Below are 13,934 nucleotides of genomic sequence, written 5' to 3' on the forward strand. Positions count from 1 at the left end.
TTTCGCCCCGGCGCTGAAATGACTAGAATGTGACGTTCTCAACGGGGTGCCGCCTGCCACCAGCAAGCAGCTGAGAGATACCCGTCGAACCTGATTCGGTTAATACCGACGTAGGGATTTGGGAGGCCTCTGTGCTCAGATCCTTTGCGACTCATCCCCTATTCTCCTGAAGGAGCGCAAAGTGTTAAACAAAGTTCTGCCGGTGCTGCTGTTACTCTCCGCCCCCGTTCTGGCGGCTAAGCCGGTTCTCACGGTCTACACCTACGACTCCTTCTCCGCTGACTGGGGCCCTGGCCCGGCGGTTAAAAAAGCCTTCGAGGCGCAGTGCAACTGCGAGCTGAAATTCGTCACACTGGAAGATGGCGTGTCGCTGCTGAACCGCGTGCGCATGGAAGGAAAAAACAGCAAAGCCGATCTGGTACTGGGGCTGGATAACAATCTGGTACAGGCGGCGCAGAAAACCGGTCTGTTTGCCGAAAGTCAGGTCGATTCATCGACATTAAAACTGCCCGGCGGCTGGCACAACACCACCTTCGTGCCGTTTGATTATGGCTACTTCGCGTTTGTCTATGACAAAACCCGGCTGAAGAATCCGCCAAAAAGCCTGAAAGAGCTGGTCGACAGCCCGGAGAAGTGGCGGGTGATCTACGAAGATCCCCGAACCAGCACCCCCGGCTTAGGCCTGCTGTTGTGGATGCAGAAAGTCTATGGCGATCAGGCACCGCAGGCGTGGCAAAAGCTGGCGCAGAAAACCGTGACGGTGACCAAAGGCTGGAGTGAAGCCTATGGCCTGTTCCTCAAGGGCGAAGGCGATCTGGTGCTGAGCTACACCACCTCACCGGCTTACCACATCATCGAAGAGAAAAAAGAGAACTATGCCGCCGCCCCGTTTGCAGAGGGCCACTATCTGCAGGTTGAAGTTGCCGCGCAGTTAGCCAGCAGCAAGCAGCCGGCGCTGGCACAGCAGTTTATGAAGTTTATGGTGTCACCCGACTTCCAGCGCACGATTCCCACTGGTAACTGGATGTACCCGGTAATCGACACGCCACTGCCTGCCGGTTTTAGCGCACTCACTGTGCCCGCCACCGCTCTGCAGTTCTCGCCGGAAGAGGTTGCCAGCCAGCGTTCAGGCTGGATCAGCCAGTGGCAACGCGCCGTCAGCCGCTGATGCCGCGCTGGCTTATCCCCGGTTCGCTCGCCACGCTGCTGTTAATCAGCGTGGCGCTGCTGGCCTTCGGTGCACTCTGGAGCGCCGCGCCAGAGAATGACTGGCGCAGCGTGCTGCAGGATGATTACCTGCATCACGTTATCGCCTTCTCTTTTGGTCAGGCGCTGCTCTCCGCGCTGTTGTCGCTGCTGCCGGCGATACCGCTGGCGCGCGCGCTCTATCGACGCCGTTTCCCTGGCCGTCAGCTGCTGCTGCGTCTGTGCGCCATGACCCTGGTGCTGCCGGTGCTGGTGGCGGTATTTGGTCTGCTCACCGTCTATGGTCGTGTCGGCTGGCTGGCGCAGCTGTGCCAGCTGGCAGGGATTGATTACCACTTCTCTCCCTACGGTCTGTCGGGCATTTTGCTGGCGCACGTCTTCTTTAACCTGCCGCTGGCGACCCGCCTGATGCTGCAGGCGCTGGAGAGCATTCCGGCGGAACAGCGTCAGCTGGCGGCACAGCTCGACCTGCGCGGCTGGCACCATTTTCGTCTGCTGGAGTGGCCATGGCTGCGGCGTCAGCTGCTGCCGACCGGCGCGCTGATCTTCATGCTCTGTTTCGCCAGCTTTGCCACCGTGCTCTCGCTGGGCGGCGGCCCGCAGGCGACGACCATCGAGCTGGCGATTTTCCAGGCGCTGAGTTATGACTACGATCCGGGACGCGCTGCACTGCTGGCGCTGATCCAGCTTGGCTGCTGCGTGACGCTGGTGCTGCTCAGCCAGCGCTTCAGCAAGGCCATTCCCGCCGGAACCAGCCAGCTGAACGGCTGGCGCGATCCGCAGGATTCGCGCGGGGCGCAGCTGGTTGATGCGCTGCTGATCCTGCTGGCGCTGATCCTGCTGCTGCCCCCGCTGGCGGCGGTCATCATCGATGGTCTGCACGGCGGACTGCGCGGCGCGCTGGCGCAGCCTGCTCTCTGGCAGGCGACGTTTACCTCACTGCGCATCGCCACCGGCGCCGGTCTGCTCTGTGTGGTGCTGACCATGATGCTGCTGTGGAGCAGTCGCGAGCTGCGCCTGCGTCAGCGCCCGGCGGCGGCAACCCTTATTGACACCAGCGGCATGCTGATTCTGGCGATGCCAGGCATCGTGCTCGCCACCGGCTTTTTCCTGCTGTTTAACGCCACCATTGGTCTGCCGGCGTCGGCGGACGGGCTGGTGATCTTCACCAATGCGCTGATCGCCATTCCCTATGCGCTGAAAGTGCTGGAGAACCCGATGCGTGACGTCGCGGAGCGTTACGGCAGACTCTGTGATTCGCTGGATATCCACGGCTGGAACCGGCTGCGGCTGATTGAACTGCGGGCGCTGAAACGTCCGCTGGCCCAGGCGCTGGCCTTTGCCTGCGTGCTGTCGATCGGTGATTTTGGCGTGGTGGCGCTGTTTGGTACTGCCGATTTCCGCACCCTGCCGTTCTACCTTTATCAACAGATCGGTGCCTATCGCGGTGCTGACGGTGCAGTGACCGCGCTGCTGCTGCTGCTGCTCTGTTTGTTGCTGTTCACCCTGATGGAAAAATTACCAGGCCGCCATGCTGACACTGAATAACCTCACGTACCTTTATCAGCATCTGCCGATGCGCTTTAGTCTCAACGCCACCCGCGGCGAGCGCATCGCGATCCTCGGCCCCAGCGGGGCCGGTAAAAGCACCCTGCTGAGCCTGATTGCCGGTTTCCTGCCGGTGAAACAGGGCACCCTGATGATTGACGGCCAGGAGCACACCCACAGCGTGCCGGCCAGACGGCCGGTTTCGATGCTGTTTCAGGAGAACAACCTGTTTCCGCACCTCAGCGTGCAGCAGAACATGGCGCTGGGATTGCACCCCGGACTGAAGCTGAGCGCCGGGCAGCGCCAGCAGCTTGCAGCGCTGGCCGATCAGGTGGGATTAGGCGATCTGCTGACGCGGCTGCCGGGCGAGCTGTCCGGTGGACAGCGACAGCGCGTGGCGCTGGCACGCTGTCTGCTGCGTGACCGGCCGGTGCTGCTGCTGGATGAGCCTTTTTCTGCGCTGGATCCCGCGCTACGTGGAGAGATGCTGCAACTGGTGCGTTCGGTGTGTGACGCGCGCAGCATCACGCTGCTGATGGTGTCGCACAGTCTGGAAGATGCCCAGCAGATTGCGCCGCGCAGCGTGGTGATTGTGGATGGCCGGGTTTACTGGGATGGCGAGACCCGGCAGTTACTGTCGGGCGACACGCGGGAGGCCGACGTGCTCGGCATCCCGCGTCGTTAAGCGATTCAGGCGAAGAAAACCTGCCACAGCAGATGACGGAAAATGGGCATCATCGGATGGAACTGAATACCGACGAAAGCCGCGACGGCAATCACCAGCCCCAGCGGCCCTGCCCAGCGCAGGCGCTCAGGCGGCAGCCAGGCCGATGCCCAGTCGCGACTCTTGCCGCTGCGCCACCAGCGCCAGCATAACCACACACCCAGCCAGATCAGCAGTGCTGCGCCGAGTAACAGCCATTTAAAGCTGCCGCCCTGCGCGGCTTTGGGCACATCGATCGCCACACCCGCCAGAATACCGGGCAGCAGATAGAGCGGCGGCCAGAGAATGCAGCCGATAATGTTCGGCGGCAGGAATTTACGCACCGGCAGCTCCAGCATACCGGCCGCCAGCGGGATCAGCGGACGCGTGGGGCCAACAAAGCGTCCGACCAGAATCGTAAACATGCTGTGCTGATGCAGGGCGTGCTCGGTTTTATCCAGCAGGCCTTTATACTTTTGCAGATACTTCCAGCGGTGCAGCGGCCCCTGAAATTTCCAGCCGATGCCGTAGGAAACCCAGTCACCAATCAGGCAGCCCGCAAAGCCCGCCGCCCAGGCCGGATAAAGGCCAAGTTCGCCACTGCCGACCAGCGCGCCCAGACTGGCCATCATCACCGTACCTGGCAGCAACAGCCCGACCAGCGCCAGCGACTCCAGAAACGTCACCAGCGCAACGGCAAACAGCGCCCACTCCAGGGACTGCGTAATCAGTTGTTGAATCCAGGCTTCCATAATCATCCTAAGTAAAAGCAGAAGGCTGGATTGTCCTGAGCCAGCCACACAGCGTCAAGGCAAGAATTGTAGGACAATGTTGACAAAAGCGGGTGGCGGGAACTGTATAAATATCCATGTTATACTGAAGCGGTTTTCTCATCCTGAAATGCTGAGTCCGGAGAACATCTGAATATGCCCCGTGCAGGTTTTCTGCTCACCCGCCACTGGCGCGACAGCCCGCATGGCACCGAAATTATCCTCTGGCTCGCGACCGATGCGGGCGCGCAGCGCGTGGTGCTGCCGGTGCAGGAGTCCGTCGCGTTTATTCCTGAGGAATTTCAGGCGCAGGTCAGCGAATTACTGAAAGATGAACGTCAGTTTCGGATTCAGTCGCTGGCGCTGAAAGATTTTCGGCGTCGCCCGGTTTTTGGCCTCTACTGCCAGCAGAACCGCCAGCTACAGCGCATTGAAAAACGGCTGCGCGAAGAGGGTATTCCGGTCTATGAAGCCGATATCCGTCCGCCGGAGCGCTACCTGATGGAGCGTTTTATTACCGCGCCGGTCTGGTTTGACGGCGAGCAGCGCGGTGACAGCGTGGTCAATGCACGGCTCAAACCCCATCCCGACTATCGCCCGCCGCTGAAATGGGTCTCGCTGGACATTGAAACCACACAGCATGGCGAGCTTTACTGCATCGGGCTGGAGGGATGCGGTCAGCGCCAGGTCTTTATGCTCGGCCCGGCCAACGGTGATGCCAGCACGCTGGATTTCGAGCTGATCTATCTCGACAGCCGGCCGCAGTTACTTGAAGCGCTGAACCAGTGGTTTGCAGAGCATGATCCGGATGTCTTAATTGGCTGGAACGTCGTGCAGTTTGACCTGCGGGTATTGCAAAAGCATGCCGATCGTTACGGCATTCCGCTGCGTCTGGGACGCCAGCAGGCCGCGCTGGAGTGGCGTGAACATGGCTTCAAACCCGGCGTATTTTTCGCTCAGGCCAGTGGCCGGTTGATTATCGATGGCATTGACGCGCTGAAATCGGCGTTCTGGGATTTCCCCTCATTCAGCCTGGAGTCGGTGTCGCAGCAACTGCTGGGAGAAGGAAAAGCGATTGATAATCCCTGGCAGCGTATGGAGGAGATCAACTGGCGTTTTGCCAACGATAAACCGGCGCTGGCGCGCTACAACCTGAAAGACTGCGAACTGGTGACGCGCATTTTTCACAAAACGGCGATTATGCCGTTTCTGCTGGAACGCGCGGCGGTCAATGGACTGGCGGTGGATCGCCACGGCGGTTCGGTAGCGGCCTTTGGTCATCTCTATATTCCGCGGATGCATCGCGCCGGGTTTGTCGCCCCGAACATGGGTGATGTAGCCCCGGAAGCCAGTCCTGGCGGTTATGTGATGGATTCGCGCCCCGGCCTGTATGACTCAGTGCTGGTGCTGGATTACAAAAGCCTCTACCCGTCGATTATCCGCACCTTCCTGATTGACCCGGTGGGTCTGGTGGAAGGGCTGGCCCATCCTGATGATGCCGATTCGATTGAAGGTTTCCGTGAAGCGCGTTTTTCGCGGCATACCCACTGCCTGCCTGCGATAGTTGAACAGATCTGGCTGGGTCGCGAAGCGGCGAAAAAGCAGAATAATCAGCCGCTGTCCCAGGCGCTGAAAATCATCATGAACGCCTTCTACGGCGTGCTGGGCACCAGCGCCTGCCGCTTCTTTGATCCGCGGCTCGCCTCCTCTATTACGCTGCGCGGTCACGCCATCATGCAGCAGACCCGAACGCTGATTGAGGCGGAAGGCTACGACGTCATCTATGGCGACACCGACTCCACCTTTGTCTGGCTGAAGTCGGCGCACAGTGAAGAAGATGCCGCCGCGATTGGTCAGCAGCTGGTGCAGAAAGTGAACGCCTGGTGGCGCGACCATCTGCAGCAGACGCAGGGGCTGACCAGCACACTGGAACTGGAGTATGAAAATCACTTCTGCCGTTTTCTGATGCCCACCATTCGCGGCGCGGAACAGGGCAGCAAGAAACGCTACGCCGGACTGATTCGTGACGCCGCCGGTGAGCGCATGGTCTTTAAGGGGCTGGAGTCGGTGCGAACAGACTGGACGCCGCTGGCAAAAGCATTCCAGCAGCAACTCTACCACCGTATCTTCCACCGTCAGCCGTGGCAGGATTATATCCGTACAACCGTGGCGCAGCTGCTGGCGGGTGAACTCGACGATCAGCTGATCTACAAAAAGCGGCTGCGGCGTCCGCTGAAAGAATATGAACGAAACGTGCCCCCGCACGTGCGCGCCGCCAGGCTGGCCGATGAGCACAATCGTAAATTAAACCGGCCCTTGCAGTACCAGAATGGTGGCCGGATCCGTTATGTCATCGCCACCGCAGGCCCCGAGCCACTGGAGGCGCGCAGCACGCCGCTGGACTATGACCACTACGTGACGAAGCAACTTCAGCCGGTTGCAGAGGGGATTCTGCCTTTTGTCGAGGGGGACTTTGCTACACTTATTACCGGACAGCTGGGGCTTTTTTGACAGGTGACGAACGTCCTGCCATCCAGTACCATAGCGCCCTTCCTGAAACTCACCGCTCTTAAGTACGCTCCAGGCCTTGTTGTCTGGCGGTAACGCTATTGCCTGAGCTTTGGGAACACCTCTAAAAACGTTAAAATTCGAGCAAAAAATATATGGTTTTTACATTAGGTCAGCGCTGGATTAGTGATACGGAAAGTGAACTGGGACTGGGCACCGTGGTGGCGATCGATACCCGCATGATCACCCTGCTGTTTCCGGCCACGGGGGAAAACCGCCTCTACGCCCGCAACGATTCGCCGGTTACCCGCGTCATCTTTAATCCGGGTGATACCATCACCAGCCACGAAGGCTGGCAGATGCGCGTCGATGAAGTACGCAACGAAAATGACCTGATGACCTATATCGGTACCCGTCTGGATACCGAAGAGAGCGAAGTGATGCTGCGCGAAGTCATGCTCGACAGCAAGCTGGTGTTCAGCAAGCCGCAGGATCGCCTGTTTGCCGGCCAGCTCGACCGGATGGATCGTTTTGCCCTGCGCTTCCGCGCCCGTAAATACCAGAGTGAGCAATATCGTCTGCCAATCAGCGGCTTACGCGGCATGCGCACCAACCTGATCCCTCACCAGCTGCATATCGCCCACGATGTCGGCCGTCGCCATGCGCCGCGCGTCCTGCTGGCCGATGAAGTTGGCCTGGGTAAAACCATTGAAGCCGGGATGATCATCCAGCAGCAGCTGCTGGCTGGCCGCGCCGATCGCGTCCTGATCGTGGTGCCTGAAACTTTACAGCATCAGTGGCTGGTCGAGATGCTGCGCCGCTTCAACCTGCGCTTTGCGCTGTTTGATGACGATCGCTATACCGAAGCGCAGCACGACAGCGATAACCCATTTGAGACGGAGCAGCTGATTATCTGCTCACTGGACTTCGTGCGCCGTAACAAGCAGCGTCTTGAGATGCTGGCCGATGCCGAATGGGATCTGCTGGTGGTCGATGAAGCGCACCATCTGGCCTGGTCAGAAGGCGAGCCCAGCCGTGAATATCAGGTTATCGAACAGCTGGCTGAGAAAACCGCCGGGGTTCTGCTGCTGACCGCAACGCCGGAGCAGTTGGGCATGGAGAGTCACTTCGCCCGTCTGCGTCTGCTCGACCCTAATCGTTTCCATGACTTTGCCGCCTTTGTTGAAGAGCAGCAGCATTTCCGTCCGATTGCCGATGCCGTCACCGCGCTGCTGGCCGATAAAGCGATCTCCCAGGAGGAGATGAACCGGATCAACGATCTGGTCGGCGAGCAGGATATTGAGCCACTGCTCCAGGTCGCCAACAGCGACCGTGACGGCAAGCTGGAGGCGCGTCAGGAGCTGATCTCCATGCTGATGGACCGCCACGGCACCAGCCGCGTGCTGTTCCGTAACACCCGTAACGGGGTTAAAGGCTTCCCGAAACGCGAACTGCACCAGATCCGCCTGCCGCTGCCTGCGCAGTATCAGACGGCGATTAAAGTCTCCGGCATTATGGGCGCGCGCAAAAGTGTAGAAGAGCGGGCGCGTGACCTGCTCTATCCGGAGCAGATTTATCAGGAATTTGAAGGCGACAGCGGCACCTGGTGGAACTTCGATCCGCGCGTGGAATGGCTGATGGGCTATCTCACCACCAACCGCAAAGAGAAAGTGCTGGTGATCTGCGCCAAAGCGGCCACCGCGCTGCAGCTGGAGCAGGTACTGCGTGAACGCGAAGGTATCCGTGCAGCGGTGTTCCACGAAGGTCTGTCGATCATTGAACGTGACCGTGCTGCCGCCTGGTTCGCCTCAGAAGAGAATGGCGCGCAGGTGCTGTTGTGCTCCGAGATCGGTTCTGAAGGCCGTAACTTCCAGTTTGCCAGCCGTCTGGTGATGTTCGACCTGCCGTTTAACCCGGACCTGCTGGAGCAGCGTATCGGTCGTCTGGATCGTATTGGCCAGGCGCACGACATCCAGATTCTGGTGCCGTGGCTGGAGCAGACCGCACAGGCGGTGCTGCTGCGCTGGTATCACGAAGGGCTGGACGCGTTTGAACATACCTGCCCGACCGGCCGGACAATCTATGACAGCGTCCATTCGCAACTGATCGGCTATCTGGCCGCGCCGGAAAACAGCGAAGGTTTTGATGCGTTTATCACCGACTGCCGTAAACAGCATGACGCGCTGAAACTGCAGCTGGAACAGGGTCGCGATCGCCTGCTGGAGCTGAACTCCAACGGCGGCGAATCGGCTCAGCTACTGGCCAATGCCATCAGCGAGCAGGATAACGACACAGGCCTGGTGAACTTCGCGCTCAACCTGTTTGATATCGTTGGTATCAATCAGGAAGATCGCAGCGATAACCTGATCGTGCTGACCCCTTCCGACCACATGCTGGTGCCCGATTTCCCTGGCCTGCCGGAAGATGGCTGCACCATCACCTTCAACCGCGATCAGGCGCTGTCGCGCGAAGATACCCAGTTCATTACCTGGGAACATCCGCTGATCCGCAACGGTCTGGATCTGATTCTGTCGGGCGATACCGGCAGCAGCGCACTGTCACTGCTGAAGAACAAGGCGCTGCCGGTGGGGACGCTGCTGGTCGAGCTGATCTATGTGGTTGAAGCACAGGCACCGAAGCATCTGCAGCTGACCCGGTTCCTGCCGCCAACGCCAATCCGTCTGCTGATGGATACCAAAGGCACTAACCTGGCGGACAAAGTGGAGTTCGAAAGCTTTAACCGTCAGCTGAATGCGGTTAACCGTCATACCGCCAGTAAACTGGTGAATGCGGTGCAGCAGGATGTGCATGCGATTCTGACCCAGGGCGAAGAGAGCGTGGTCAGCGAAGCGCGTGCGGTGATTGATGCAGCGCGTGCCGAAGCGAACGAGAAGCTGGGCGCAGAACTCTCCCGTCTCAACGCGCTGAAAGCGGTCAACCCGAACATCCGTGACGATGAAGTCGAGGCGCTGGAAAGCAACCGTGAACAGGTGCTGGAAAGTCTCGATCAGGCCAACTGGCGTCTCGACGCACTGCGCCTGATTGTGGTGACACACCAGTAAGCTCAGGGGCCGCATGGCCCCTTATTTTTGGAAAGCCCCATGGAACCTTACAATCCACCGCGTGAACCCTGGCTGCACATCCTTTATCAGGATGCGCACATCATGGTGGTGAACAAACCCAGCGGTCTGCTCTCGGTACCCGGTCGGCTGGACGAACATAAAGATAGCGTGATGACGCGGGTTCAGCGTGATTTCCCGCAGGCCGAATCTGTCCACCGACTGGATATGGCGACCAGCGGCGTAATGGTCGTGGCGCTGACTAAGGCTGCTGAGCGCGAGCTGAAACGACAATTCCGTGAGCGGGAGCCTTCCAAGACTTACGTGGCCTGCATCTGGGGTCATCCGGCGAAGGAAGAGGGATTGGTTGATCTGCCGCTAATTTGCGACTGGCCAAATCGTCCGAAGCAGATGGTCTGCTTCGAAACCGGCAAAGCCGCGCAGACGGAATATCAGGTGCTGGAATATCGTGCGGATAACAGTGCGCGTGTTTCGCTGAAACCGATTACCGGCCGCTCACACCAGCTGCGGGTGCATATGCTGGCGCTGGGCCATCCGATTCTGGGGGATAACTTCTATGCGCATCCGGAGGCCAAAGCGATGGCGCCCCGTTTACTGCTGCATGCGGAGTCACTGACCATTACCCATCCGGCATTTGGTAATGCCATGACATTTCGTCAGCCCGCCGATTTTTAAGGTTTACTGCTCGCCAGTCAGTCACCGTGGCCTCCTCTGTTGCAGAAGCGGCCACGGAACATGGTGTTTACTTAAAGCCTTTCTCTTTGCGAATCAGATCGTATGCCGCCTGGATTTCCTGGGCTTTCTGCTTCGCCATCTCCATCATCTCTGGCGGCAACCCTTTCGCTACCAGCTTGTCAGGATGATGTTCGCTCATGAGTTTGCGGTAGGCGCGTTTGATGGTGGTGGCGTCGTCGCTGCTCTTCACACCCAGCACGCTACAGGCATCTTCCAGCGTTGGCCCGCGCTGCGCCTGCTGAAAACCGCCTGAACTGCGCTGACCACCGCCAAACTGCTGGCCACCTTCCATCATGCGCAGGAACTGATCGAACTGACCGCGTGAAATGCCCAGCTCTTCGGCAATCACATAGAGCACCTGTCGCTCATTAGGATGCAGTGAACCGTCGGCAAAGGCGGCCTGAATCTGGATCTCCAGGAACATCCGAATCAGATCAAACCGGCCAAAACAGGCGCTGCGCAGTTCACGCAGTTTGCTGCGTAACGGATAATCCGCCTGCTTGCCTTCGCGGAACGCGCGCTGGGCAGCCGAGCGAGAGTCACCGTGCAGCTGCATCCGCTCCATTAACAGCGAAGCAATCTGAATATCTGCTTCCGTGACGCGCCCTTTTGACTTGGTCAGATGGCCCATCACCTGAAAGGTGGTGCTGAAAAACAGCGTCTGTCGGGTCTGATTATTTGAGAAGTAAGCCTTGCCTTGCGCGCCGCGTACTTTGTCAATCATATGGCCAATGATCAAACCGATCACAATACCCCAAAAGCCTGCGCCGGAAAGTAATCCCACCGCCAGACCCACAACTTTTCCCCAGTAGCGCATAAACTCCTCAATTCGCCATGCTTGCGGCTGAAAATTGCATTATCATACCTGTCATTTATCTCAGCGCCTAACGGCAACGCTGACTGACCAGGATTAACACTGGCGCAACGCCGGGCAGTAAGTTAGTCTCTGACCCGATTGTCGGCATGATGCCAGTTTTCATGGAATTCTCGATACCGCGTATGAAAAAACATATACCTACCCTGCTGGCCACACTGATCGGCGCAGCCATTAGCCAGCAAGCCTTTGCCGACGATTTGATGTCGCAGTGTATGTTAGGCGTGCCGAGTTATAACCGCCCGCTGGTGAATGGCGATACGAATCAGATGCCCGTCACCATTCACTCCGACGCCGCCAAAGGGAACTATCCCAACGATGCGGTATTCACCGGTAATGTGAATATTGAGCAGGGCAACAGCCGTATGCAGGCGGATGAAGTCCAGCTTCATCAGCGTCAGCAGGAAGGCCAGACCGCGCCCGTACGTACCGTCGATGCGCTGGGTAATGTGCACTACGATGACAATCAGGTCATCCTGAAAGGTCCGAAAGCCTGGTCAAACCTCAACAGCAAAGATACCAACGTCTGGAATGGTCAGTACCAGATGGTAGATCGTCAGGGACGCGGCGTCGCAGATCAGATGAAGCTGCGCGGCGATAACCGCTACACCATTCTGGAAAACGGTACCTTTACCTCCTGTCTGCCCGGCTCCAACAGCTGGAGCGTGGTGGGTTCAGAGGTCATCCAGGATCGCGAAGAGGAAGTGGCGGAGATCTGGAACGCCCGCTTTAAGATCGGATCCGTTCCGGTGTTCTACAGCCCCTATCTGCAGTTACCGATTGGCGATCGTCGCCGCTCCGGTTTCCTGATCCCGAATGCAAAATATGGCAGCAACAACGGCTTTGAGTTCATGCTGCCCTATTACTGGAACATCGCGCCGCAGGCCGATGCGACCATCACGCCGCACTACATGAGTAAGCGCGGCATGCAGTTCCAGAACGAATTCCGTTATCTGACCACGCTGGGTGCAGGTCTGGTTGAATTCGACTACCTCGGCTCGGACAAACAGTACGATAACGACAAAGCGGTGCGCGGCATTGCCGAAAATGACAGCTCCGATCGCTGGCTGTTCTACTGGCGTCATGCCGGTGTCTATGACCAGAACTGGCGTTTCAGCGCGGACTATACCAAGGTCAGTGATAAGTACTACTTCAACGATCTCGACTCGAAGTACTACAGCTCGACCGACAACTACGCCACGCAGAAATTCAGCATCGGCTATGCGGACACCAACTGGGACGCCACGCTCTCCACCAAAGATTTCCAGGTGTTCGGCGATACCACCAGCAATAACGTCTACCGCGCCATGCCGCAGCTGGACGTCAATCTCTATCAGAACGATATCGGCCCGTTTGATGGCCGGGTTTATGCCCAGGCGGTGAAGTTCACCAACGTCAGCAGCCGCTATCCCGAAGCGACCCGTTTACATGTTGAGCCAACGCTGAACCTGCCGCTGTCAAACGGCTGGGCCAGCCTGGATACCGAAGCGAAGTTCCTGGCGACCCATTACCAGCAAACTAACGTTGATTATTACAACAATAACTTTGCGAACAATAACGGCAAAAGTGGCGATCTGGATGAGTCTGTCAACCGCACCCTGCCGCAATTTAAAGTTGATGGCCGTCTGGTGTTTGACCGCGATATGAACTCGGCGGTGGGTTACACCCAGACGCTGGAACCGCGCGTGCAGTACCTTTATATCCCGTATCGTAATCAGAGCAATATCTATCCGTACGACTCAACGTTGCTGCAAACCGACTACACCGGTCTGTTCCGCGATCGTACTTATAGCGGCCTGGATCGCATCGCTTCCGCCAATGAAGTGGCTACCGGCGTCACCTCGCGTATTTATGATAACGATCTGGTTGAACGTTTTAACGTTTCTGTAGGTCAAATCTACTCGTTTACCCCTTCTCGTACTGGTGTGAATCAAACCAGTAAAGAAGATGATACCGGCAGCCTGATCTGGGCTGGCGATACATACTGGAAAATCAGCGATCGCTGGGGCGTCCGTGGTGGGCTGCAATATGACACCAAACTCGACAACGTCTCCCAGGGCAATACCGTACTGGAATACCGTCGTGATGCCGACCGCATGGTGCAGCTGAGCTACCGTTACAGCAGCCCGGAGTATGTTGCGACCGCGCTGAACGATAGCAGCCTGGTCACAAATCCTATCTACAAAAATGGGATTTCACAGGTAGGTACCACGGCCAGCTGGCCGATTGCCGATGCATGGTCTGTGGTAGGCGCTTACTACTACGATACCCGCAACACGCGTCCGGCTTCACAACTGGTTGGCCTGCAATACAGCTCATGCTGTTACGCTATCCGGGTCGGTTATGAACGCAAAATTAACGGTTGGGAAAACAACGACAGTAAGTATGACAACCAAATCTCATTCAACATTGAGCTGCGTGGTCTGAGTCCGAACTATGGCTTAGGCACCAACGATATGCTGCGTCAGGGCATTATCCCTTACCAGCCTGCTTTCTGATGTTGTGATGTT

At 58.0% G+C, this 13,934-nt stretch carries 9 protein-coding genes and 1 riboswitch; of the genes, 7 read left to right on the forward strand and 2 right to left on the reverse strand.

Annotation, left to right across the window (positions count from 1 at the left end):
- Positions 1–32: 32 nt before the first annotated feature.
- A riboswitch (TPP riboswitch) is annotated at positions 33–135 on the forward strand.
- A gap of 46 nt (positions 136–181) precedes the next feature.
- The 3 genes from thiB to thiQ are packed head-to-tail and all read left to right on the forward strand — an operon-like array spanning position 182 to position 3,439.
- Positions 182–1,168 (forward strand): thiamine ABC transporter substrate binding subunit, encoded by a 987-nt coding sequence (thiB, locus tag NR195_RS16740; RefSeq protein WP_010253828.1) that lies wholly within the window; start codon positions 182–184, stop codon positions 1,166–1,168.
- Positions 1,144–2,754, forward strand: a complete 1,611-nt coding sequence (gene thiP, locus NR195_RS16745) for a thiamine/thiamine pyrophosphate ABC transporter permease ThiP (protein WP_124889688.1) — start codon at positions 1,144–1,146, stop codon at positions 2,752–2,754. Before thiB ends, thiP begins: the two co-directional genes overlap by 25 nt.
- The gene (gene thiQ / locus NR195_RS16750) at positions 2,738–3,439 is read left to right on the forward strand and encodes a thiamine ABC transporter ATP-binding protein ThiQ (protein ID WP_061901764.1); all 702 of its coding nucleotides are present in this window, start codon (positions 2,738–2,740) and stop codon (positions 3,437–3,439) included. Before thiP ends, thiQ begins: the two co-directional genes overlap by 17 nt.
- Positions 3,440–3,444: 5 nt before the next feature.
- Here the strand turns inward: thiQ and NR195_RS16755 are convergent, their stop codons facing one another.
- Positions 3,445–4,209: a DedA family protein gene (locus NR195_RS16755; protein ID WP_010253821.1), complete on the reverse strand. Its 765-nt coding sequence runs from the start codon at positions 4,207–4,209 to the stop codon at positions 3,445–3,447.
- 168 nt (positions 4,210–4,377) lie between these two features.
- Here NR195_RS16755 and polB point away from each other — a divergent pair, with 168 nt between their 5' ends.
- The 3 genes from polB to rluA all read left to right on the forward strand — a co-directional run bounded on the left by polB (position 4,378) and on the right by rluA (position 10,490).
- The gene (polB, locus tag NR195_RS16760) at positions 4,378–6,738 is read left to right on the forward strand and encodes a DNA polymerase II (RefSeq protein WP_095522737.1); all 2,361 of its coding nucleotides are present in this window, start codon (positions 4,378–4,380) and stop codon (positions 6,736–6,738) included.
- A gap of 152 nt (positions 6,739–6,890) precedes the next feature.
- Positions 6,891–9,797, forward strand: coding sequence for an RNA polymerase-associated protein RapA (gene rapA, locus NR195_RS16765; protein WP_256844730.1), 2,907 nt, complete (start codon positions 6,891–6,893; stop codon positions 9,795–9,797).
- 39 nt (positions 9,798–9,836) lie between these two features.
- Positions 9,837–10,490, forward strand: coding sequence for a bifunctional tRNA pseudouridine(32) synthase/23S rRNA pseudouridine(746) synthase RluA (rluA, locus tag NR195_RS16770; RefSeq protein WP_010253813.1), 654 nt, complete (start codon positions 9,837–9,839; stop codon positions 10,488–10,490).
- Positions 10,491–10,557: 67 nt separating this feature from the next.
- Here the strand turns inward: rluA and djlA are convergent, their stop codons facing one another.
- On the reverse strand, positions 10,558–11,367 hold the full coding sequence (gene djlA, locus NR195_RS16775; protein ID WP_089414578.1) for a co-chaperone DjlA: 810 nt from the start codon (positions 11,365–11,367) through the stop codon (positions 10,558–10,560).
- Positions 11,368–11,549: 182 nt separating this feature from the next.
- On the opposite strand from djlA, the gene lptD reads away from it, so the two are divergent.
- On the forward strand, positions 11,550–13,922 hold the full coding sequence (gene lptD / locus NR195_RS16780; RefSeq protein WP_010253807.1) for an LPS assembly protein LptD: 2,373 nt from the start codon (positions 11,550–11,552) through the stop codon (positions 13,920–13,922).
- Positions 13,923–13,934: the final 12 nt, after the last annotated feature.

Source organism: Pantoea sp. Ft-CA_14 (genome assembly GCF_024520875.1).
GTDB classification, from domain to species: domain Bacteria; phylum Pseudomonadota; class Gammaproteobacteria; order Enterobacterales; family Enterobacteriaceae; genus Pantoea; species Pantoea agglomerans.